The sequence below is a fragment of the Streptomyces sp. NPDC088197 genome (genome assembly GCF_044741185.1).
In the GTDB taxonomy this organism is placed as follows: domain Bacteria; phylum Actinomycetota; class Actinomycetes; order Streptomycetales; family Streptomycetaceae; genus Actinacidiphila.
On record NZ_JBIUSD010000010.1, the window covers coordinates 155,701 to 178,412 of the forward strand.

The window sequence follows — 22,712 nt, forward strand, 5'->3', positions numbered from 1 at the left end:
CGCCGACGCCGTGCCGAGGGAGGCGGGCCGAAAGCGCGCCCGCGTCATCGCGTCGGGCACTCGGGTTCCGCCGGCGCGGCGATTCGCGGCGAAGGGCGTTCCCTGCCGCGCGCGGCGGATGACGCCGCGAAGGACCGGATGATGGTCCCGGTGAAACACCCGCGACGAAAGAGAGCATTCACGGACCGAAAGTGATCGCGTGCGGTCACCTTCGGTCGGACCCGCTCACCGAGGCGGCGGGAAGCGCGAGGGACGGGGTCGGCACCCGTCCCGACGAGGACGGGTGCCGACCCGGGATTCCGCCTACCGGACGTCCGCCTCCATCGCGCGCACCAGGCTCGTGGGCCGCATGTCGATCCAGGACTTCTCGATCGCGTCCAGGCACTCCTGACGGGATCTCTCCGGGCCGTCCGCGTGCCAGCCGCCGGGTTGGTCGAGATGTGCGGGCCACAGGGAGTGCTGTCCCTCGTCGTTCACCAATACGACGAACCGAGCCGAGTCGTCGTCGAAAGGATTAACCATGGCCGCTCCACCTTCCCTCAGTTTTCCGTTTCTTCTCGCCGTACGGGCCCCGGTAAAGCGCGGGGCGGCACAGCCCTGTCCCTATTCGCATCATCGTCAGAGTACAACAGCCGACTTCTTCGGACGGAAAGACTGCCGGGAGGCCGACGATTGGCCGGTTTCACCTGTTGGGGGTACGAACTTCCTCCTGACCTGATTCAGATCGAAGAACCGGGGTATATAGGCCCCGGCGGCGGCGGACATATTTTCGATTACCGGGTGCACCCCGCCCCGAACTGCGCCTTCTTCGACGGCGGCGGAGCGGACCGGCCAGGCCGTAGATAAATGCCAGGGCATCGCATCACGTAAAGCTCGCCGCCTTGGCGCCCGAAACGACGGCGCGGAATCGGCGGCGCTCGTTAATGGCCAAATCCGTACATCGGTAATCGACCGGGCGGCATCACGGATTATTCGGCAAGAGCGGCTGGCATAGGCCACCGGATTCGGTGATTCCGCTCCGCGGGGAATTCGCACGTCACAGGTGCGCGCCAGGAAATGCGCCGTGCGGGCGCCGGGTGCCGCGCGCCCCCCGCGCGCCGGTTGCACTCGGGGCACGGGAGGGGCGCGTGAGGGGCGTGGGAGCTGAGATCTACGACCTTGCGCGTACGGCGACGCGGACGCGCGTAGGCGGACTGCTCAGCATTCCTGGTACGCGCGGCGACGCGTGACCGCCGGACCGGCCGGACGGCCCGGTGCGGCCCGGTCCGGTCCGATGGGTCGTCGGCGGCAACGGCGGCAACGGCAACGGCAACGGGTGAGCGTCACCGCCCGCGCGGTGTCACCAGGCGGAGGGGGCGTAGTCCTTCAGGAAGCAGCCGTAGAGATCCTCGCCGCGTTCGCCCCGGACGACGGGGTCGTAGACGCGGGCGGCGCCGTCGACGAGGTCGAGCGGGGCGTGAAAGCCCTCGGCGGCGAGCCGGACCTTGTCGGGGTGGGGCCGTTCGTCGGTGATCCAGCCGGTGTCGACGGCGGTCATGAGGATGCCGTCGGTGTCGAGCATCTCCTGGGCGCTGGTGCGGGTGAGCATGTTGAGCGCGGCCTTGGCCATGTTGGTGTGGGGGTGGCCGGGGCCCTTGTAGCCGCGGCTGAACTGCCCCTCCATGGCGGAGACGTTGACGACGTACTTGCGGCGCGCCGCGGCGGCGGCCATGGCGGGCCTGAGCCGGCTGACGAGGACGAACGGCGCGGTGACGTTGCAGAGCTGGACTTCGAGGAGTTCGACGGGGTCGACCTCGCCGACGGTCTGCACCCAGGTGTTGGTGGGGTCGAGGTCGGGCACGAGCCCGCCCGCGTCGATGGCGGTGCCCGCTTCGATCCTGGCGAGCGAGGCGGAGCCGCTGACGAGCGCGAGGCCGGTGACGTCCTGCGCGGTGAGGGCGTCCTCGCGGCGCGGGGCCGGGAGGGCGGCCGCGGTCTGCGCGCCGCTGCCGAAGGCGCCGAAGACCTCGGAGGCGGGCAGTTCGCCCGCGGGCAGCGGCGCGGACTCGGCGGCGACCAGCTCGCGGTAGGCGTCCGGGGAACGGCGTACGGTCTGGGCGGCGTTGTTGATCAGGATGTCGAGCGGGCCCGCCGCCGCGACCGAGTCGGCGAGGGCGACGACCTGGGCGGGGTCGCGCAGGTCGATGCCGACGATCTTGAGCCGGTGGATCCACTCGTCGCTGTCGGGCATGGCCTTGAAGCGGCGGACGGCGTCGTTGGGGAAGCGGGTGGTGATCGTCGTGTGCGCGCCGTCGCGGAGCAGCCGCAGCGCGATGTACATGCCGATCTTGGCGCGTCCGCCGGTGAGCAGCGCGCGGCGCCCGGTGAGGTCGGTGCGCGCGTCGCGGCGGGCCCGGTTCTCGGCCGCGCACGACGGGCAGAGCTGGTGGTAGAAGGCGTCGACCTCGACGTAGCGGGTCTTGCAGACGTAGCAGGAGCGGGGCCGCTCCAGGATGCCCGCGATCTCCGTGCTGACGGAGGTGGTGAGCTGGATGCCGAGGGTCTCGTCGTCGATCCGGTCGGCGGCGCCGGTCGCGGTGGCCTCGGTGACGGCCTTGTCGTTGGCGGTCTTGGCGGCCCGGCGCTCCTGACGGCGGCGCTGCTTCACCGACCGGTAGATGCCCGCGGTGGCCCGGCGTACGGCGATGGCGTCGGGGTGGTCGACGGGCAGCGTGTCGAGCTCGCCGAGTACGGCGAGGCAGACCGCCATCCGCGCGGGATCGATGCCGGGCACGTCGGCAAAGCCCTCGGCGCCCTCCACGGCCTCCGCGCCGTCCGCGTCCTCGGCATCACCGATCGGTTCCTCGTAGGCCCCGTGGCCGTGAAGGTCCTGCGTTGTCGCCGTCATCCCGCCGCTGCTCTCTCCGTATGTGCCCATGCGATGCCCCCGCGTGCCCCGCCCCGGCCGAACTTTACGTTTGCACCGGTAGCAGCTCCAAACCCGGCCGCCGGACCCGGCGGTACCCTCGGGTCGTTTCCGCCGCGCAGGAGCCGCACCTGGAGGTCCGTTGAGCGCCAGCAGCCCGCTCGCCGTCCCGTACGACGCGCCCTTCGGGGTGCGCAATCTGCCGTACGGGGTGTTCAGCACCGCCGACGAGCCCGCCGCGCGGCGGATCGGGGTGGCGTACGGCGATCACGTCCTGGACGCGGGGGCCGCCGCGCGGGCGGCCGGGGCGCCCGCCGATCTGGCCGCCGCGCTCGGCGCGGACTCGCTCAACCCGCTGCTGGCCGCGGGCCGTCCGCTGTGGACGCGGGTCAGGGCGGCGCTGACCGCGTGGCTGACCGACGACACCTACGCCGACGCCGTCGAGCCGTGCCTGCTGCCGCGCGCGGAGCTGACGATGCGCCTGCCGTTCGAGGTGGCGGACTACGTGGACTTCTACGCCTCGGAGCACCACGCCGCGAACATCGGCCGGATCTTCCGGCCGGGGTCCGAGCCGCTGACCCCGAACTGGAAGCATCTGCCGATCGGTTACCACGGACGGGCGGGCACCGTCGTGGTCTCCGGCACGCCGGTGGTCAGGCCGTGCGGGCAGCGCAAGGCGGCGGCCGATCCGGCGCCGGACTTCGGCCCCTCGCGGAAGCTGGACATCGAGGCGGAGCTGGGCTTCGTGGTGGGCGCGCCCTCGCCGCTCGGCGGCCGGGTGGCGCTGGCCGACGCGGACGCGCACGTCTTCGGGGTGTGCCTGGTCAACGACTGGTCGGCGCGCGACCTCCAGGCGTGGGAGTACGTCCCGCTCGGCCCCTTCCTCGGCAAGTCCTTCGCCACGTCGGTGTCGCCGTGGGTGGTGCCGCTGGCCGCGCTCGCGCAGGCCCGTACCGACCCGCCGGTCCGCGACACCGAGCCGCTGCCGTATCTCGACGACCGCGCGGCGCGACCGCCGTACGGCCTCGACATCGCCCTGGAGGTACGGCTCAACGGGCATCTGGTGTCCCGGCCGCCGTTCGCCGCCATGTACTGGACGTACGCGCAGATGCTGGCGCACATGACGGTGAACGGCGCGAGCCTGCGGACCGGGGACTTCTTCGCCTCGGGCACGGTCAGCGGTCCCGACAGGGAGACCAGGGGCGCGCTGATGGAGCTGGCCTGGAACGGCGAGGAGCCGCTGGAGCTGCCGGACGGGACGCGCCGGTCGTTCCTGGAGGACGGCGACGAGGTGGTGATCAGCGCCACCGCGCCCGGCCCCGGCGGCGCGCGGATCGGCCTCGGCGAGGTCGTCGGCCGCGTCGAGCCCGCCCGCCCCTGACACACACCCGCCTTCAGCGGACCGCGCCCCCGGACGGCCGCGCCTCTAACAGACCGGTCGCCGCTTCCGGTGCCGCCACTCCCGTGTCCGCCTCACCTCTCCCACCACTCTCCCCCGTACGGCGCAATCCCATCCGGCACAGCCGGTTCACACGTGCTTCCGTGTGAAGGAGCATGCGGAGAGCAGAAGACGCATGGCCAAGAGCGGGACGAGCTACAGCCGGTCCATACGGCGGCCGGCGGGAAGCGGGAATCCATGGCGACACGTGCACGCTCAGGACTTCTGGGCGAACTGTCGGCGGAGTTCGTCGGGACGATGATCCTCATTCTGATCGGTGTCGGCGTCGTGGCCCAAGTCGTCGGCGGCGGCGCGCTGACCGATCCGAAGGGCGGTCTCGGCGACCATGACAGCATCGCCTGGGCCTGGGGGCTCGGCGTCACCCTCGGTGTCTACGTCGCCGCGCGACTCAGCGGCGCGCACCTCAACCCGGCGGTGACGCTGACCCTGGCGGTGTTCAAGGGCTTCGACTGGAAGAAGGTCGCGCCCTACGCGCTGGCGCAGACCGCGGGCGCCTTCGTCGCCGCGCTGCTGGTGCGCTGGAACTACTCCGAGATCCTGGGCCACGCCGACCCGGGCCACACCATCAAGACGCAGACGGTCTTCGCCACCCTGCCGGGCAACGGCTCGCTGACGGCCGGTGTCCACGAGTGGGGCGCCTTCCGCGACCAGGTGATCGGCACGGCGATCCTGCTGATCCTGATCCTCGCGGTCACCGATGTGCTCAACACCGCGCCCCGCGCGAATCTCGGCCCGTTCATCGTCGGCCTGATCGTGGTCGCGATCGGCATGGCGTACGGCGCCAACGCCGGTTACGCGATCAACCCGGCGCGTGACCTCGGCCCGCGGCTGGCCAGCTACATCACGGGCTACAGCACGGCGTGGCGCGACCAGTGGGGGAATCTCTACTTCTGGGTGCCGATCGTCGGACCGCTGATCGGTGGTGTCCTCGGCGGCGCGATCTACAAGATCTTCGTCGGCCGCTTCCTGCCCGAGGCCCCGCCGGAGCCCCCGGGACGCGCCCCCGCCTCCGAGCCCGCTGCCGAGGTCTGAGCCCGCGGGTCCACGAGGTCCGTACACCCCCGCGGTCCGTACGCGGGGGTCACGTACACGGCGGCCGTGCGGACGGCGGTCACGCACACCGCGGTCACGTACACCGCGGTCCGGTACACCCACGAAAGGCAGGAAGCACCCATGGCGGACTTCGTCGGCGCGGTGGATCAGGGAACCACCAGCAGCCGCTTCATGATCTTCGACCACGACGGAAACGAAGTGGCCAAGCACCAGTTGGAGCACACCCAGTACCTGCCGAAGCCGGGCTGGGTGGAGCACGACCCGGTGGAGATCTGGGAGCGGACCAACGTCGCGATCCAGAACGCGGTGCGGTCGGCCGGTATCTCGGCCTCCGACCTCGCGGCGATCGGCATCACCAACCAGCGTGAGACCACCGTCGTCTGGGACCCGCGCACCGGTCGCCCGTACGGCAACGCGATCGTCTGGCAGGACACCAGGACCGACTCGATCGCCAAGGCGCTGGAGCGCGACGGCCACGGCGACCTGATCCGGCGCCGGGCGGGCCTGCCGCCCGCGACGTACTTCTCCGGCGGCAAGATCAAGTGGATCCTGGAGAACGTCGACGGGGTCCGCCAGGCCGCCGAGCAGGGGCACGCGCTGTTCGGCACCACGGACTCCTGGATCCTGTGGAACCTCACCGGCGGTCCGAACGGCGGCATCCACGCCACCGACGTCACCAACGCCAGCCGCACGATGCTGATGGACCTGGAGACGCTGGACTGGGACGAGGAGCTGCTCGGCATCTTCAACATCCCGCGCGCGATGCTGCCGACGATCCACGCGTCGTCGCACCCCGAGGCGTTCGGCACCACCCGCACCTCGCGCCCGCTGAGCGCGCCGATCCCCATCACGGGTGTGCTCGGCGACCAGCAGGCGGCCACCGTCGGCCAGGTCTGCTTCGCGCCGGGCGAGGCGAAGAACACCTACGGCACCGGTAACTTCCTGCTGCTCAACACCGGTACGGAGGCGGTCCGCTCCGAGCACGGCCTGCTGACGACCGTGGCGTACAAGTTCGGTGACGCCCCGGCGGTGTACGCGCTGGAGGGCTCCATCGCGGTGACCGGTTCGGCGGTGCAGTGGCTGCGCGACCAGATGCACCTGATCAGCGAGGCCGCGGAGAGCGAGCGGCTGGCGAAGACCGTCGAGAGCAGCGACGGGATCTACTTCGTGCCCGCCTTCTCCGGGCTGTTCGCGCCGTACTGGCGGTCCGACGCGCGCGGCGCCATCGTCGGCCTCGCCCGCTTCCACACCAACGGCCACCTGGCGCGGGCCACGCTGGAGTCCATGTGCTACCAGAGCCGCGACGTGGTCGAGGCGATGGAGCAGGACTCCGGCGTGCACCTGGACGTGCTCAAGGTCGACGGCGGTGTCACGGCCAACGACCTGTGCATGCAGACCCAGGCCGACGTCCTGGGCGTCCCGGTCAGCCGTCCGGTGGTCGCCGAGACCACCGCGCTGGGCGCGGCCTACGCGGCCGGTCTCGCCACCGGCTTCTGGCGCGACACCGACGAGCTGCGCGAGCACTGGCACGAGTCGCGCCGCTGGGAGCCCCAGTGGAGCGAGGAGCAGCGCGCCACGGGCTACAAGGGCTGGAAGAAGGCCGTGGACCGGACCCTGGACTGGGTCGACGTCGAGTAGTCCGGCGCCCGGGCGGCCCCCGGCTCTCCGCAGCCGTCCCCCGTACGCCCCGCCGGTCCCACCACCGGCGGGGCGTCCGCGTGTTCGCGGCCCCGACGTACCGGCCCAGCAGGCTGTACGGTCGCCCGCCGGTCGCTACGGGCAGCTCTCCACGAGCCGGGACAGCGCCCAGCCCGCGCCGATGACGCGGACGTCGGGGCTGGGCGACGCCGACCGCGGGGTCCCGGCGGTCGGGACGTCGGGGACGGCGGTGGGGACGGCGCTGGCCCCGCCGGGCGGCGCGGTGCGCTGCGGGCCCCCCGGATTGGCCGCCACTGTGCACACCACCTGGTCCATGGCCAGCGGCGAGAGGCGGTCGACGCCCGCGGGCAGGCGCACGACGGTGGTGACGCCGTCGAAGGCGATCACGGGCGGGCGCGGCAGGGACGGCAGTCGCGTGGTGAGCGTCGTCGGGTCGGCGTCGCCGGGGCCCGCGAACAGCAGCCGCAGCGCGACGACCGGACCGGCGCCGTCGGGCGCGCGGCGGGGAACCGCCCGCAAGGTGTCGTCGGAGAGGAAGTAGACGCTGACGCCGGGGGTCATGCCCACCGCGGGCTCCCCGGCCTGGATGACGCTGGTCGGCGGGACGCCGCAGGCCGTGAGCGCGGCGGCGGACGCCAGGCAGGCCAGCGGACCGGCGGCGCGCCTCATCGGACGTCCTCGCTTCCGAAGGCGGCGGAATCAGCGGAACCGACGGAATCAGCAGAACTGACGGAACCGGCAGAACCGGCGCGGTCCCCGGCGTCGGCGGTGCCCGCGGCCGAGTCGCGGCGCAGCGGCAGTTCGACGGTGAGGACGGAGCCGCCGCCGTCCGCGTTGCGGGCGGTGATCCGGCCGCCGTGCAGCCGTACGTTCTCGGCCGTGATGGCCAGGCCGAGGCCGCTGCTCTCACTGCGCGTGCGCGAGGTGTCCGCCTTGTAGAAGCGCTCGAAGATGTGCGGCAGGGCCGCCTCCGGGATGCCGGGACCGGCGTCCCGTACCTCGATCACCGCCCACGCTCCCCCGGCGGACCGCCCGCCGACCGCGCTCAGGGACAGCACCACGGGCGGCGCGCCGTGCCGCAGCGCGTTGCCGACGAGGTTGGCCACCACCACGTCCAGGCGGCGCGGGTCGACGCGGGCGCGCAGGGCGCCGGGCGCGGGCAGCCGGGTGTCGACCTCCGCCAGCCAGCCGCGCGAGACGAGGGTGCGGCGCACCGACTCGGCCAGGTCGATCTCGTCCAGGTTGAGCCGCGCGGCGCCCGCGTCGAAGCGCGACACCTCCATCAGGTCCTCCACGAGCCGGGCGAGCCGTACCGTCTCCTCGCTGATCAGGCCGACCGCGGTGGCCGTCTCGGGGTCGAGGCGGCCCGCGCCCTCGTCCAGCACGTCGGTGACCGAGGACATCGCGGCCAGCGGTGTGCGCAGTTCGTGCGAGACGTCGGCGACGAACCGCCGGGCCTGCGCCTCCAGCCGCCGCAGTTCGGTCACCGAGCGCTCCAGGGCGGCGGCCGTGTCGTTGAAGGACCGGGAGAGGTCGGCGAGTTCGTCGGAGCCGTTGACGGCCAGCCGTACGTCGAGGTGGCCCTCCGCCATCCGCCGGGTCGCGCGGCGCAGGGCACGTACCGGGCGCAGCACGCCGCGCGCGGCGAAGAGCGCCAGGACGACCGCGAGGACCACGGCCCACAGCGCGGCGTCCTTGATGGCGGTGATCATGGCCTGGACGTACGCCTGCTCGGTGTCCTGCAGCACGACCAGGTACATGACGAGGCCGGAGAGCGTCAGCGACTGGTTCTCGGCGGCGCGGTACGCGACCGGCAGGCCGACGACGAGGACCGGGCCGTCGTCGGTGCTCACCCGTTGGAAGACCGCGGCGGCCTGGTCGCGCACCGACCCGAGGAGTTCGGGGGTCAGCCGCTCGAAGGCGTTCTCCGGCGCGGATCCGGCGCGGCGCTCCCCGTACGTGGCAAGGACCTGCCAGCGCTGCGACTGGTGGGCCCTCGCGACCTGGATGACCAGCGAGTCCATCGCCGCCTGGTCGGGCTCCGCGGGGATCGCGGGGGCCAGCGCGTCGACGCTGTCGCGGAACTGCCGGATGACCGCGTCCTGGCTCTGCTGGAGCACGCCGGTCCGCGCCTCCCTGAAGGCGAGGGCCCCGGTGCTCAGCGCGCTGACGACCGCGACCAGCACGAAGGCGACCACCAGCCGGGTGCGCAGCCCGCGCAGCGCGAGCAGGGCCCTGGAGACGGCGGACCTCATGGGGTCGGCTGGAGCGGCCGCGCGTACGGCGCGCGGAAGCGGTAGCCGAAGCCCCGTACGGTCTCGATGTAGCCGGACCCGGCGCCCGGTCCGCCGCCGAGCTTGCCGCGCAGCCGCTTCACGCAGGCGTCGACCAGCCGGATGTCGCCGTGGTAGCTGTGCTCCCAGACCGCTTCCAGGAGCTGCTGGCGGCTGAGCACCTGTCCCGGCGAGGCCGACAGGGTCAGCAGCAGCCGCAGTTCCGAGGGGGCCAGCGGTACGGGCTCGCCGCGCAGGGAGACCCGCAGCCCGGCGCGGTCGATGGACAGGTCGCCGTGCGACTCCTGCCGGGGCCTGGTGCCGTCGGCGCCGGGTGCGGCGATCCGGCGCAGCACCGCGCGTATACGGGCTTCGAGCACGCGGGCCTGTACCGGCTTGACCACGTAGTCGTCCGCTCCGGCCTCCAGGCCGACCACCACGTCCACGTCGTCGCCGCGCGCGGTCACGATGATGATCGGGACCTGGTCGTGCTCGCGTATGCGACGACAGACGTCGAGTCCGGCGATGCCGGGGAGCATGAGGTCGAGCACGACGACGTCGGGCCGGAAGGGGCGCAGGTGGCTCAGGCCCTCCTCACCGGTCGCGGCGGCGAGGACGTCGTGTCCCTGGTGGCGCAGGGCCAGCTGCACGCCCTTGCGGACCGCGGGGTCGTCTTCGACGAGCAGAACGCGGGGCATGCAGGTCAGTATGCGTGAGGTCCGGGCGGGCAGGGCCGTGAGAGGGGCTCGGCCGGGCAGCTGTTACGAAGGGGTCATACAGCGGCCGTCCGCCGCCGTGGTTACGCTTTCGTGATCTTCTGGGCCAGGGGCCATCACACGCGGACCGCAGTGTGAACAGCCATGCACCGGGAGAAGAAACGGAAATCGGCGGGGCGGGCGGGGGGCGGCGCCCGTACGCGGCGTTCCCTGGCGACCCTACGGCGGCGCAGGCGACGGCGGACGACGTACACGCTCGGCACGCTGGCGGCGGTCGGGGTGGCCGGGGCGCTGCTGGTCGCCGCGCACGGCGGGAAGGACGGGAAGGACGGGAAGGACGGCCACGCGGCGGACGGGGCTACGGCGGGTTCGCCGCCCGCCGCCACCGAACCGGCGAGGACGCCGGCGGCGCCTTCCACGTCACCCGCCGGGCGGGCGCCCGCGTCCGCGCCGTCGTCCGCGCCGTCGTCCGGCACCGGGGGCAACGGCGTCTTCGACACCGCCCGGGCGTCGGGGACGTCGGTCGGCACCGGTACGCTGCGCCGTTACAAGGTGCAGGTCGAGCAGGGCACGGGCGTCAGAGCCGCCGACGCGGCGCGCGAGATCGAGAGCATCCTCGGCGACCGGCGGAGCTGGATCGCCGACGGCCACGACGCCTTCCAGCTCGTCTCCGGCGGCCAATACGACTTCGAGGTGAAGATCGCCAGCCCGGACACCGTGGACCGGATCTGCGGGGCGGCCGGGCTGCACACCCGCGGCGAGGTCAACTGCGATGTCGGCGACCAGGTGGTGGTGAACCTCAAGCGCTGGCGGACCGGTTCGCCGCAGTTCCCCGGGCCGCTCCACGAGTACCGCGCCCTGATCGTCAACCACGAGGTGGGCCACCGCATCGGGCACGGCCACGAGGGGTGTCCCGGCCCCGGGCGTCCGGCGCCCGCGATGATGCAGCAGATCGACGGACTGCACGGCTGTGTGGCGAACGCGTGGCCGTACGACGCGCACGGCACGTATCTGGCGGGACCGCCGATGCCCTGACATCGATGTCCGCACCGGAGTGTCCCGCGCGGAACGGCCCCGGAACGCCTGAGCGTTCCGGGGCCGCGATCCATTCGTCAACCGCCCGCGACCCGTTCCCCGGGCCGCTCGGGACCCGTTCCCCGGGCCGCCCGGGACGCGTGTCCGGACGGTCGGGGACCGTGGTCCGAGGGTCAGTTGGCCACCCAGGTGGCCCAGGACATGTTCCAGCCGTTGATGCCGTTGCTCGGGTCGATGACCTTGTCGGGCGAGTGCACGACCTCGACGACGTCACCGATGAGCGAGTGGCTGTAGAACCAGGCGGCCGGGGTGTCCGGGTCGCCGCCGCCCTTCACGTCGTGCAGGCCCACGCAGCCGTGGCTGGTGTTCTCGTGTCCGAACACCGACACCGGGCGCCAGTAGTTGCCGTGCGCGAAGGTTCCCGAGTCGGACAGCCGCATGCCGTGCGGCACGTCCTTGATGTGGTACGAGTTGCCGAGGCCCACGGTGCGGGAGTCCATGTCCACCACCGGGTCCTTCTCCTCGATCACCATCTTGCCGTTGTACGTGGTGTGCTGGGGGTCACCGAGGCTCGCCGGGTACGTCTTGTACAGCTTCCCGCCCCGGTAGATCTTCAGCGTCTTCGCGGTGTTGTCGGCCACCGAGGTCTGCGAGCGGCCGATGGTGAAGCTCACGTCCTTCGACTGCTGGCCGTAGACACCGGGCGACATCTGCACACCGTTGAGGTTCATGTGCAGCGTGACCTTGGTGCCGGGCGCCCAGTACCTCTCCGGCCGGAAGTCGATCCGCTGGTTGCCGAACCAGTGGCCCTCGACGGGCACCTGCGGGTCCGCCGTGACGGTGATCCCCTTGTGCGTCGCGGCCTGGTCGGCGACCGGCTTGTTGAAGCGGATCGACACCTCCATGCCCACGCCGTACGTCGAGCCCGGATCCACGTTGAACACGCCGTAGTTGACGGCCTGCGGCTTCAGCGTGGTGAACGACGAGTGCTGTACGGTGCTGCGCCCGGCCGAGTCCACCGCCTCCGCGTTCACGGTGTACTTGGTCGCGGTGCGCAGAATCCCGGACGGCTTCCAACTGGTGCCGTCCGCCGATATCGCGCCGTCGACCGGCCGGTGGCCGGCCGCGTCGGTCACCGCGATCTTCACCAACTTGCCCTTGGCGGCCGTGATCTTGAGCGCGCCCGTGGTGTCCACCCCGGTCGCGCCGTCCTTGGGCACGATGCTCAGCGCCACCTGCGAGGCAGGCGTCGTCGTGGCGCCGCCCGACGCCGAACCCTTGCCGTCCTGCTTTCCCTTGTCGGTCGACGCGCCCGCGCTCCCGCTGCAGGCGGTCGCCCCCAGCAGGACGGCGCCGAGCGCCAACGCCAACATCCCCTTCGCCACCCGCCGCTTACGCGAGCCCTGAGCGGCGGTGTCAACCGCCGTTGCCGTGATCAATCGAGTCTCCCCATCTCGCCGGTCGCACTATAGGAGAGTACGACCGCCCCAGCGGTTGCAGGTGCCGCATGACTGATACCCAACCCTTAGGCGGCGGTCGGGCGTACGCCGAACGGGTTGCCGGGACGGGCGCCGTGGGCGCGCCCCGGCGACGGACGCCGACGCGGAGCCGAGGATTTGACGACTTCGGCCGGGCTCATGGCCCCGGCGTACCAGAAGGGCGGACAGCGTTGACGGGCACGGGGAGCAGTCGGGTGGTACTCGACAGGCCGGGCAGGCACGGCATCGTGGAGGAGTTGCGGGACGCGATCACATTCAGGGCCGTCCTGGTCATGCTGGGCGTGCTCCTGCTGCAACTGGGCTTCGCGCTGTCCTACATGGGCGCCTTCCACTCGCCCAAGCCCCACCGGGTGCCGATCGTCGTGGTCGCACCGCAGGCCGCGGCGCGGGACGCGGTGGCCCGGCTCAACGCCCTTCCCGGTGAGCCGGTGCACGCCGTCGCGGTCGCCGACCGCGCCGAGGCCAGGGCCCGGCTGCTGGACCGGCGCACCGACGCCGCCGTCGTCGTCGACCCGCGCGGGACGACGGACACCGTCCTGGTCGCGTCCGCGGGCGGCCCCTCCGCCTCGGACGCGGCGACCCAGGTCGTGCGGCTGGCGGGACAGGCGCAGCACCGTGAGGTCGTCGTACGCGACATCCGCCCGCCGGTGAAGGGCGACTCGCGCGGCCTGTCGTCCTTCTACCTCGTCCTGAGCTGGACGATCGGCGGCTATCTGGCCGCGTCCGCGCTGAACATGGCGGCCGGGTCGGCGCGCCCCACCCTGCGCCGCGTCCTGGTGCGGCTGACCGCGATGCTGCCCTACGCCTTCGTCTCCGGCATCGGCGGCGCGGTGATCGTCGGTCCCGTCCTGCACTGCCTTCCCGGCGCCTTCTGGGACCTGGTCGGCATCGGCACCCTGATCGTGTTCGCCTCGGGCGCGGTGGGCGTCGCCCTCCAGTCGGTGGCGGGCACCATCGGCCTCGGCCTGACCATCCTGATCTTCACCGTCCTGGGCAATCCCAGCTCCGGCGGGGTCTATCCGGCCGCTCTCCTGCCGCCCTTCTGGCGGGCCATCGGCCAGATCCTGCCGCCGGGCGCCGGGACGACCGTGGTCCGCAACACCGTCTACTTCGACGGGCACGACATCACCAGGTCCCTGTGGATCCTGGGTGCCTGGGCCTTCGGCGGCATCGTCGTGTCGGTGCTGTCCGCCGCCCTGCGCGACCGTCGCCGCCCCGCCCCCATGCCCCTCCCGGCGACGGTCTGACCCTCGGCCGCGTCCTCATGGCGATGCTCGGCCTGGACGCGCTCCGCGGGGCCATGTTCCTGTTCCGGGGGCCGAACCGCCTCACGCCCTGACCGGGCCGGCCGCCCCGCCGTACCACCGCACCCCGACGGCGGTGGTACGGCGGGCGCGCGTGCCGCGACCGGTGGTCAGGCGGAGAAGCTGCCGACTCCGGTGACGTGGGTGCCGTAGCCGACCGGAAGGACGCCGACGCCGGTGGTGGGTAGGGTCGCCGGGACCGTGCAGAAGGGGTCGGCGAAGACCTTGACCGGCTGGTCGGTGAGGTTGTCCAGCACATGCGCCGTCAACGGGAGTCGCTGACAGCCGGTGGGGTCCTGGTAGACCTTGAGGGGCTGGCCCTCGACGGAGAAGACGACGACCTGGCCGGTGGCGGCCTGGGCGGGAGTGGCCGCGAGGCCGACGACGGCCGCCGCGGCCATCGCGATCATGGTGGTGCTTCGACGCATGACAGGTGCCTCCAGTGCACGTGATTCGCGGGTGGGACATGTGCGCCGAATCACGCGGGTCGGCCGGTGGGTGCCGGGCTCACCGCGCGCTTCGGACGAGAGGGGTGGGCCGTGCGCGCGGCGACGCGTCGCGCGGCCAGTTCCGCCGAGCGGACCGCGCCCTCGCTGCTGGGCCGCAGGAGAGTCCAGTCGCCGACGTAGTCGACGGGCCCCGCGGGCCGGGCGGCGAAGGCCGCGCGCAGGCCCAGCGCGGCGGGGGTGGCTTCGGGCAGGCCGTACCGGAAGCGGTGCACGAGCGTGCGGGTGGTGGCCTCGCCGAGCCCCGGCAGAAAGCGTTCTGCCTCGCCGACGAGCGTGCGGGTGACCTCGGCGTCGTCGACGTCCAGCAGGCGGGGGCCGATCGCGGGCGAGGCGAAGAGGCTGACCATCCCGCGGCCCGGCGGGACGCGCCCCTCGGCCTTGAGGTGGTCGAGGAGCAGCCCGCCGCAGATCCGGCTCTCGGTCGCGGGAACGGACAGGGCGTAGCTGGGGGCGCGGGTCGGGCTGGGCAGCGGCCGGTCGAGGAGGCAGACGGCCTTGAGCATGGGGGTGAAGGAACAGGCCGCCAGATAGGCGCGTTCATCGGGCGACGGGTCGGCGTACAGGGACAGTGCGACCGGTGCCGGTACGGCGATCAGGATCTGACGTGCCGTCAAGATCTCGCCGTCGGCGAGGTGCAGCCGTGCCTCGTCCGCGCCGGCCCGCTCAACGGCCGTGACCGAGCTGCCGAGTTGTACGGGGACCCGTTCGGCCAGGGCGCGCGGGAGGGTGTCCATGCCGGTGGTGTAGGTGGTCCAGCGGGCTCCGGCGCCGCCGACCGCGAGCAGCGTGGCGAGCATGGGGGCGGCGGCCGAGCGTTCCGAGTGCCAGCCGAAGCAGTGGCCCGACAGCGGCTGGAGCAGGCGGTCGTGCACGTCGGGGTGGTAGGCGCGGGCGTACTCGGCGAGGGTGGCCGTGCCGGGCGGCGCGAGTTCGGGCCGGTCGGCGTCGAAGTCCCCGCGGCGGCGCAGCAGTCGGGCGGTGAAGCGCAGCCAGTCCAGCCGCCCGCGCCAGGACATGCCCGCGCCGGTGAGCAGCCCCGCCGGGTGGCCGAGCCGGGCGTGGGCGCGGCCCTCGTGCCAGAGGGCGAATCCGGCCCGCACCGGGGTGAGGTGTGCGGGCGGCACGGCGAGTTCGTCGATGAGGCGCCAGGTGGCCTGGTAGCCGCGGGTGGCGATGGTCTCCGCTCCCTCGTCGACGAGGCAGCCGTCGACGAGGGAGCTGGCCATGCGTCCGCCGACGCGCGGGGCGGCCTCGAAGACCCGCACGGAGCGGCCCGCCCGTTGCAGCCGGTAGGCGGCGGCGAGGCCGCCGATGCCGCCGCCGACGACCGCGACGTCGAGGTCCGTCACGTCCATCTCCCGGTTCCGTGGGTGGCGGTGCCGGCGAGGTAGCGGTCGCGCAGCTCGTGGCGGCGGACCTTGCCGGTGGCGGTGCGCGGGACGGCGTCCCAGTCCACCGTGAGGGGTTCGGCGAGCGCGGGCAGGTCGCGTACGGCGTGCCGCCAACGGGCCGGGTCGATGGGCGCGTTGACGACCAGGACGGTCTGCGGGTCGCGGTCCACGACGCCGAGGACGACGGCCTCCTCGACCTCGGGCAGCCGGTCGTGCAGGACGTCCTCCAGCTCCACGCAGCTCAGCCCCGGGATCATGTCGACCTCCCGGTCCAGCAGGATCAGCGAGCCGCCGCGCGTGCGGACCGCGAGGTCTCCGGTGTTGAACCAGGGCCCGTGCGCCTTCTCGTCCCAGCGGTCCTGTTCGCCGAGGTAGCCGAGGCAGCGGGCCTTGGTCCGGGTGAGGACGAGGCCGACCTGCCCGCGCGGCACGGGTTGGAAGGTCCGCGGGTCCACCACCCGCAGGCCGACCCAGCCGGGGACCGGGCGGCCGAGGTCGCGGGTGGTGGGGTGGCGCTCCGCGCGCCGGGCCAGCGCCCCTCGGGTGAGGAAGCGGAAGGTGAGCGGCCCGGTCTCGGTCTGGCCCCAGCCCTGCATCCACAGCGGCCGGGCGCGCCGGCTGGCGTCGAGGAAGACCCGCACGGTCGGCGGGTGGACGGCGTCGAAGGTGGAGATGTACATGCGCACGTCCCGGAAGGGACTGTCGGGCTCGGCGGCCAGGCGCTGCCAGCGCACATACGTGGAGGGCAGCGCTTCCAGGACGGTGGGCGGGTGCGCGGTCAGGGTGCGGCGGGCCGCGTCGGGATCGGAGTCGGCGACGATCACGGCCTCGCGGGGCTGGTGCCACAGCGCGCTGACGGTCCAGGCGAGCGCGCGGCCGTGCGCGAAGGAGATGGCGCTGGCGACGGTGTCGCCGGCGCGCGAGGTGACCACGGGCCAGCGCCTGGCCTCGAATCCGGCGAGCCGCCGGATGAGCGTCGTGGTGGAGTGGACGACCAGTTTGGGCACGCCGGTGGTCCCCGAGGTGTGGTGCACGGCCAGCGGCTCGCCGTCACCGCGGCGGTGGATCGGGGCGAGCGGCCGTGCGGGCAGGTCGTGGAAGGAGCGGACCGGCTGGGGCGGCCGGGTGTCGTCCGGTACCGAGTCGTGCAGGCTCGCGCTGTCCAGGGTCAGCGTGCACGCGCTGTGGCGCGCCAGCTCGACATCGGCTCTGGCGGCCGTGCGCAGCAGGTGCGTCTGGGTGACCAGGACGGCGGGGCGCAGCCGTTCGAGCAGGGTGTCGAGCACCTCGGGGGCGAGGTGGTCGGAGAGCAGCGCGGGGACGGCGCCGATCCGGACGGCGGCGCAGGCGAGCAGGACGTAGTCCCAGTGGTTGCGCTTGACGACGGCCACGTGGTCGCCGGGGCCCGCTCCCGCCGCGGCGAGCCGGGCGGCGGTGTCCCGTACCAGGCCGGCCAGTTGGGGCACCGTCCACCGGGTGCCCTCCTCGGGCGCGAGGTCGAGGGGGCGGCTGAGGTGGACGACGGTCGGCGAGCCGCGGCGGGCGAGCGCGTCGAAGACGATGCCGGGGTCGAGGGGCTTGGTCACCGGGTCACCGCCAGCAGCAGGTCGGCCGCGATCATCAGCGCGGTGGCGAGGCGGTGCAGCCGGATGCCGCGGGTGCGGGCCCCCAGGACGTCACCGCGCCGATTGCCGCGTACCCACTGGCGGGCGCGCAGCACGAGGACGGGCGACATGAGCGGCGGGAACCACCACGGCGCGATCCCGGCGGCGGCGGGGACGACGATCAGCAGGGCCTCCAGCCCGGAGACCCCGGCGATGAAGGCGGAGTTGCCGCGCTCGGAGGCGACGGCGGCCACGGTCAGCCGCCCGACCGCGTGGTCCCCGTCCCGGTCGTTGATGTTGGAGTAGACGCCGAACAGCACGGGGCCGAGCCCGAAGATCAGCGCCTGCACGACGACGAAGCCGGGTGCGCTGCCGTTCAGCAGGCCGAAGAGCGGCAGCACATAGCCCCAGCCGAGCGCGGCCAGGAAGATCTCCTGGCCGCCGCGGTAGCTGAACTTCAGCCACCAGGAGTACTGGAACCCGAAGAGCGCGCAGGCCGCCGTGCCGAGCACCGCCCACAGCGGCCGGGCGGGAGCGGCGAGGACGGCCGCGCCCCAGAACAGCGCGCACAGCGCGACCGCCGCCCAGCCGAACCGGATCGCCTGCCGCTCGGTGAGCGTCCCGGCGACCAGCGGTTTACGGGCGAGGCGGCGGGCGGCGGCGTCCGGGCCGTAGTTGGCCGCGTCGCTGCCGTCGCGGTAGCCGGTCACGTCGTCGAAGGCGACCATCCCGGCCACCATGGTCAGTTCGCCCAGGAAGAACAGGACCAGCACGAGCGCGGCGCGTCCCGTGGTCTCGGGCCGGAGCCCGGCCCCGGTGACGAGCCCGGCCCCGGTGACGACGCCGAACGGGACGAGCATCGCGGCGGCCAGCGGGATGCTCAGGTAGTAGTCGAGGATGTCCAGCTTGGCCAGCTTGGCGTAGGCGCGCCAACTGCCGGGCGCGATCGGCGAGGTGTCGGCGGCGGGAACGGCGCCGACGGGGGGCCTGGCCGCGGTGTCGAGTACGGGCGCGGGTTCCATGGGCGGGTGCTCCTCCTGCGGTGCGGTGTGGCTCAGGCGCTGCTCAGCGCCGGGGGGCGCGTACCGGGTCTTCTGGCGGGCGGCCGAGGGCCGCGGCGGCGAGGGTGCGGCGGCAGACCTTGCCGGTGGCCCCGAGCGGCAACCGGTCCAGGTGCAGCACGAGTTCGGGCAGCTTGCGCCGGGCCAGACCGCGCTCGCCGGTCAGATACGCGGACAGCGCCGCGACCGTCAGCGGCTCCGTGCCCGGGCGCTGGACCAGGAAGGCGCACAGCCGCTCGCCGAGATCCGGGTCGGGGACGGGTACGCAGGCGGCCTCGGCGACGTGCGGGTGGGTGTGCAGCTCCTCCTCGACCTCGGCGGGGCTGATCGTCCAGCCGCCGCGGATCACGGTCTGCCTGATCCGGTCCAGGACGCGCAGCGAACCGTCGGCGTCGAAGACCCCGAGGTCACCGGTCCTGATCCAGCCGTCGTCGGTGCGGTAGCGCAGGTCGAGGTCGGGCGCGCCGACATAGGCCAGCGGGCTCATCGGGCCGCGGGCCTGAATCTCGCCGCTGTGCCCCGCGGGCAGCGGCCGGTCGTCGGCGCCGCAGACGCGCAGGTCGGTGACGCGCGGGTCCGGGTGTCCGACGCGGCGGACGTCGCCGTCAGAACCGGTCCAGGTGATACGGCAGTTCACGCCGTCGCTCGACCCGTAGACGTTGGTGACCGGGCGGCCGAAGCGGCGCAGCGCGGCGGCGAGGACGGTGGCGGTGAGCGGGGCGCCGCTGGAGACGACGGCCCGCAGCGAGCCCAGGTCCTCGCCGGGCACGGTGGGGTGGTCGGCGATCCGGCCCAGCATGGTGGGTACGGCGACGACGTGGGTGGGCCGCCAGTCGGTGACGGCGCGCAGGGCGGCGCCGGGGTCGAAGCGGTCCAGCAGGTGGAGGGTCGCGCCGCAGCGGGCGAGGGCGACCAGTCCGAAGGAGCCGAAGGAGGAGGCGAGCGGGACGAGGACGAGCGCGGCCGGGCCGCCGTCCTCGGCGCTTTCGCCGGTGCCGGGGTCGCCGCCTAGCATGTCCTGGCCGGTGCCGGTGGCCGTGTCGTGTCCGGCGCCGCCGCCGCGCAGCACCGCGTCCACGTAACTGCCGCGTCCGCCGAGCAGCGCGTTGTGGCTGTAGGCGGTCATCTTGGGCGCGGCCTCGGAGCCCGAGGAGACCAGGACGCGGGCCGGGTCCTCGGGGTCCACGACGGCGGGGACGCATCCGTCGGGGTCGCCGTAGAGGAGTTCCCCGACCGTGGTGAGGCGTTCCAGGTACGGGAGGGGGCCGTGCCGGTGATCCAGTGGGGTGTCGCTCACCATGTAGCGGGCGCGGGACAGCTCCAGCAGGGCGTGGCTCTCGCGGGTGCCCTGCCCCGTGGGCCAGGGAAGGGCGACCGCGCCGACGGCGGCGACGGCGAGGTCCGTGGCCAGCGCGGGCCAGCCGCCGTTCAGCCGGATGCCGACCACATCGCCGGGGCCCGCGCCGAGCGCGCCCAGCGCCGACGCCATCCCGCGTACCCGCACGTCGAGTTCGCGGTAGGTCAGCGCGAGGCCGGGAGTGCGTACGGCCGTCCGGTCGCCGTGGTCGCGTACGTGCTCGGCGAAGGCCGCGTACAGCCCCGTGTCGGGACACTCCTCGCGCCGGGCCCAGCGCCGCCGCAGCGGGGCCGGGACCGTGTCGCGCAGCACGAGGCCGTTGCGGGACCGCCATGTGCGTCCGGCCGCCGCCCGTACGGGAGGTGTCGCGTCGGTCGGCGTCTCCACCGGAGTGGTCATCGGTGGAACTCCCAGGGGTTTGCGGCCCGCGCGCACAGGTCGCGGTCGAGGGCGGGCGCGAGGCGGGGGTCCGCCGCGAGGTCGGTCAGGTCGGCGCGGTCGGGGACCGTCGTCCGCGCGGGAGCCGAGCGGAACCGCGGCCCGCACAGCAGCCGGGCGGCGGACAGCAGCGAGGAGGTGACGGCCTGTCCGCGCCCGGTCCGCCGGGCCGCGAGCAGCCCCGCGACGGCGCCTTCCGCGCAGATCACGCCGCCGAGCACGTCGGTGAGGGTGAGCAGGGACGGTGTCGGCGGCAGTCCCGGCGGGGTGACCAGGGCGGCGAGGCCCGTCCACGCCTGTACGGGGAAGTCGGTGCCGACGGGAGGCCGGGAGCCGCGCGCGTCGCCCCAGCCGGAGGCGGCGGCGTGCACCAGGCCGGGGCGGTGGGCGGTCAGGGTGTCGGCGTCGAGCCCGCACCGCCGGTCCTTGCCGGGGGCCAGGCTGTGCAGGAACACCTCGGCCCCCGCGAGGAGTTCGCGGACCGCGGCGCGGCCGGACGCGGTGGTGAGATCGGCCTCCACCGTCTCCTTGCCGTCGTTCAGGGCCGTGAAGCGGGCCGATGTGCCGCCCGCCATGGGCGGCATGCCCCGCATCGGGTCGCCGCCCGGCGGCTCGACGCGGACGACGCGCGCGCCGAGCAGCCGCAGCAGGTGCCCGGCGAGCGGTCCCTGGACGCGGCGGCACACCTCGACGACGGTCACCCCGTCCAGCGGCGCCCCGGTGCCGGGCGCGGCCTGCGGCGCGGCCGTCGGGCCGGTGGGGCGCAGCCGCCAGGGCCGCTCGTCGCCGTCCGCCCACGGGGGCGGCCCCGCGGCGACCGGGGTCAGATCCACGCCGATCGCGTCGGCGAGGCGGCCGAGTTCGGGGAAGGGCAGCCGGGCGACGGCCTCGTGGAGGGCGGGCGGGAGCGGGCAGACCGCGGTGGCGTACCGCTGCTGGAAGGGGAGCCAGCCGCGTGCGGCGTCCGCGCGGTCCACGCCGAGCGCGGACCAGAAGCCGCGCCACGCCTCGGGGTCCAGGGTCTCCAGTTCGAACCGGACGCCGTCGGCGGCGGCGAAGGGCGGGCCGCCGGGGGCGTGGCGTTCCGGCCAGTCGTCGGCCGCGGTCGCGGCGGCCAGGTACTGGCCGACCGAGAGCAGCGCCGCCTGGGCGACCGAGGTGGTGACGCGGATCTCGCCGCCGTCGTCGGCGGGCCCGGCGGCCAGCGCGGCGAGGGTGCCGGTGGCGGCGAGCGCGCCCGCGACGCAGGAGGCGTAGTCGACGCCGAGCGGGGTCGGTGCACCGTAGCGGCGGCCGTGCACCTGCGTCAGACCGCACGCGGCCTGTACGTCGGCCTCGCTGGTCAGCGGGAGGTCCACGGGCCCGGCCCAGCTCACCTCGCAGCGCGCGCGGACCAGGCCGTAGTGCGCGGTGAACGCGCCCGACCTGCCGTGCTCGGTGCCGCAGCCGAGCGCCCGCAGGTGGGCGACGGCGAGCCGGACGGCCGTGGCGGGCGCGCCGCCGCGCGCGGAAACCGGCGCCGTGCCGATACGCGGCGCCGCGGTGGTACGGGGGCCGGCCGCGGTGGCCGTCACTCCGGTCGCCTCGCCTGTACGCAGTACAGGACGCAGGAGGCGGCGCGGAAGTCCGGGTGGCGCATCGCGTCGCGCGCCGCGAGCAGTTCGTCCTCCGTCATCCCGTGCTCCAGGAGCGCGTCCCGCAGGTGGTAGGTGTGGTGCAGTTGCAGCCGCAGGCCCGGGGAGCCCGCCGTCCAGGGCACGAGGTGCGGTACGGGTTCGATGTCGGTGAATCCGGCGGCCCGCAGGTCGGCGGCGCAGGTGCGGCCCCACGCGGGGTCGGCTCCCGCGGCCCGCAGCACGCGGCCCTTGGCGGCCCGGAACGCCTCGTAGCCCGCGCGGGTGCGCTCGTCGGGGGCGAGGAGCACCGGCGCGTAGTCGATGTCGAACTCCTCCAACTGGAGGTGCCCGCCGGGCCGCAGGGCGCCCAGCAGCCGGCCGAGCACGGCCCGCCGCTGGGGCAGGTGGGTGAGCACCAGGCGGGAGTGGACGAGGTCGAAGGCCGCGTCGGGGAGCGGGTCGCGCACGATGTCGTGGCGGCGCTGTTCGAGACCGGGGCGGGCGGGGATGTGCTCGGGCTTGATGTCGGTGGCCAGCACGCTGCCGCCGGGCGCGGTGCGGTCGGCCAGCCACAGGGCGACGCTGCCGCCGCCCGCTCCCGCCTCCAGGCAGTCCCAGCCGGGGCCGACGCCGGTCTCCGCCAGCCGCGCGGTGGTGATCGCGTCGTGCGCGGCGGCCAGGCAGCGGTGCTGCTCGGTGGCGTACGGGCTGTCGTTGTCGAAGGCGTAGTCGCCTTCGGGGCGGTCGGCCGTCGCCGCCGTGGCGGTGGTCGTGCCGGGACTCGCGGCTGGCATGGACTCTCCGGTGCGTGGGCGGGGTGGCGGTGGGCCGCC

General features: G+C 73.9%; 18 protein-coding genes. 5 read left to right on the forward strand and 13 right to left on the reverse strand.

The features are described from left to right. Positions 1-303: 303 nt before the first annotated feature. A complete protein-coding gene (locus ACIOC1_RS23900) occupies positions 304-522 on the reverse strand; it encodes an MbtH family protein (RefSeq protein ID WP_188285961.1) in 219 nt (72 codons plus the stop codon). 817 nt (positions 523-1,339) lie between these two features. Further along, on the reverse strand, positions 1,340-2,749 hold the full coding sequence (locus ACIOC1_RS23905; RefSeq protein WP_355333601.1) for an SDR family NAD(P)-dependent oxidoreductase: 1,410 nt from the start codon (positions 2,747-2,749) through the stop codon (positions 1,340-1,342). Positions 2,750-3,047: 298 nt separating this feature from the next. On the opposite strand from ACIOC1_RS23905, the gene fahA reads away from it, so the two are divergent. From fahA to glpK, 3 genes are all read left to right on the forward strand, one after another. Further along, on the forward strand, positions 3,048-4,286 hold the full coding sequence (gene fahA, locus ACIOC1_RS23910) for a fumarylacetoacetase (RefSeq protein WP_401856296.1): 1,239 nt from the start codon (positions 3,048-3,050) through the stop codon (positions 4,284-4,286). 255 nt (positions 4,287-4,541) lie between these two features. After that, positions 4,542-5,396, forward strand: a complete 855-nt coding sequence (locus ACIOC1_RS23915) for an MIP/aquaporin family protein (protein ID WP_355333260.1) — start codon at positions 4,542-4,544, stop codon at positions 5,394-5,396. 141 nt (positions 5,397-5,537) lie between these two features. Further along, on the forward strand, positions 5,538-7,055 hold the full coding sequence (gene glpK, locus ACIOC1_RS23920; RefSeq protein ID WP_355333263.1) for a glycerol kinase GlpK: 1,518 nt from the start codon (positions 5,538-5,540) through the stop codon (positions 7,053-7,055). 135 nt (positions 7,056-7,190) lie between these two features. On the opposite strand, the gene ACIOC1_RS23925 is transcribed toward glpK, so the two are convergent. From ACIOC1_RS23925 to ACIOC1_RS23935, 3 genes are read right to left on the reverse strand one after another with little or no spacing between them, the layout of a single operon-like run. Then, on the reverse strand, positions 7,191-7,745 hold the full coding sequence (locus ACIOC1_RS23925) for a hypothetical protein (protein WP_391048415.1): 555 nt from the start codon (positions 7,743-7,745) through the stop codon (positions 7,191-7,193). Then, positions 7,742-9,331 (reverse strand): sensor histidine kinase, encoded by a 1,590-nt coding sequence (locus ACIOC1_RS23930; RefSeq protein ID WP_401856297.1) that lies wholly within the window; start codon positions 9,329-9,331, stop codon positions 7,742-7,744. Before ACIOC1_RS23930 ends, ACIOC1_RS23925 begins: the two co-directional genes overlap by 4 nt. After that, positions 9,328-10,047: a response regulator gene (locus ACIOC1_RS23935; RefSeq protein WP_391048419.1), complete on the reverse strand. Its 720-nt coding sequence runs from the start codon at positions 10,045-10,047 to the stop codon at positions 9,328-9,330. Before ACIOC1_RS23935 ends, ACIOC1_RS23930 begins: the two co-directional genes overlap by 4 nt. 162 nt (positions 10,048-10,209) lie before the next feature. Between ACIOC1_RS23935 and ACIOC1_RS23940 the strand changes: the two genes are divergently transcribed. Then, positions 10,210-11,100 carry a DUF3152 domain-containing protein gene (locus ACIOC1_RS23940; protein WP_401856298.1) on the forward strand — a complete coding sequence of 297 codons (891 nt, stop codon included), beginning with the start codon at positions 10,210-10,212 and terminating at the stop codon, positions 11,098-11,100. 173 nt (positions 11,101-11,273) lie between these two features. On the opposite strand, the gene ACIOC1_RS23945 is transcribed toward ACIOC1_RS23940, so the two are convergent. Then, positions 11,274-12,473 (reverse strand): Ig-like domain-containing protein, encoded by a 1,200-nt coding sequence (locus tag ACIOC1_RS23945; RefSeq protein WP_401856299.1) that lies wholly within the window; start codon positions 12,471-12,473, stop codon positions 11,274-11,276. Between the two features lie 398 nt (positions 12,474-12,871). On the opposite strand from ACIOC1_RS23945, the gene ACIOC1_RS23950 reads away from it, so the two are divergent. Beyond that, positions 12,872-13,846 carry an ABC transporter permease gene (locus tag ACIOC1_RS23950; protein ID WP_391048668.1) on the forward strand — a complete coding sequence of 325 codons (975 nt, stop codon included), beginning with the start codon at positions 12,872-12,874 and terminating at the stop codon, positions 13,844-13,846. A 167-nt stretch (positions 13,847-14,013) separates the two neighbouring features. Here ACIOC1_RS23950 and ACIOC1_RS23955 read toward each other — a convergent pair whose 3' ends face one another. The 7 genes from ACIOC1_RS23955 to ACIOC1_RS23985 are packed head-to-tail and all read right to left on the reverse strand — an operon-like array spanning position 14,014 to position 22,673. After that, positions 14,014-14,331, reverse strand: a complete 318-nt coding sequence (locus ACIOC1_RS23955) for a hypothetical protein (RefSeq protein ID WP_401856300.1) — start codon at positions 14,329-14,331, stop codon at positions 14,014-14,016. A gap of 50 nt (positions 14,332-14,381) precedes the next feature. Then, positions 14,382-15,767 (reverse strand): protoporphyrinogen/coproporphyrinogen oxidase, encoded by a 1,386-nt coding sequence (locus tag ACIOC1_RS23960; protein ID WP_401856301.1) that lies wholly within the window; start codon positions 15,765-15,767, stop codon positions 14,382-14,384. Continuing rightward, positions 15,758-17,389 (reverse strand): AMP-binding protein, encoded by a 1,632-nt coding sequence (locus ACIOC1_RS23965; RefSeq protein ID WP_401856302.1) that lies wholly within the window; start codon positions 17,387-17,389, stop codon positions 15,758-15,760. Before ACIOC1_RS23965 ends, ACIOC1_RS23960 begins: the two co-directional genes overlap by 10 nt. Next, a complete protein-coding gene (locus ACIOC1_RS23970) occupies positions 17,386-18,429 on the reverse strand; it encodes a UbiA family prenyltransferase (protein WP_401856303.1) in 1,044 nt (347 codons plus the stop codon). The genes ACIOC1_RS23965 and ACIOC1_RS23970 overlap by 4 nt, the downstream gene beginning before the upstream one ends. Positions 18,430-18,472: 43 nt before the next feature. Then, positions 18,473-20,224: a class I adenylate-forming enzyme family protein gene (locus ACIOC1_RS23975; protein ID WP_401856304.1), complete on the reverse strand. Its 1,752-nt coding sequence runs from the start codon at positions 20,222-20,224 to the stop codon at positions 18,473-18,475. Next, a complete protein-coding gene (locus tag ACIOC1_RS23980) occupies positions 20,221-21,837 on the reverse strand; it encodes a CoA transferase (protein WP_401856305.1) in 1,617 nt (538 codons plus the stop codon). The genes ACIOC1_RS23975 and ACIOC1_RS23980 overlap by 4 nt, the downstream gene beginning before the upstream one ends. Beyond that, a complete protein-coding gene (locus ACIOC1_RS23985) occupies positions 21,834-22,673 on the reverse strand; it encodes a class I SAM-dependent methyltransferase (protein WP_401856306.1) in 840 nt (279 codons plus the stop codon). The genes ACIOC1_RS23980 and ACIOC1_RS23985 overlap by 4 nt, the downstream gene beginning before the upstream one ends. Between the last annotated feature and the right edge of the window lie 39 nt (positions 22,674-22,712).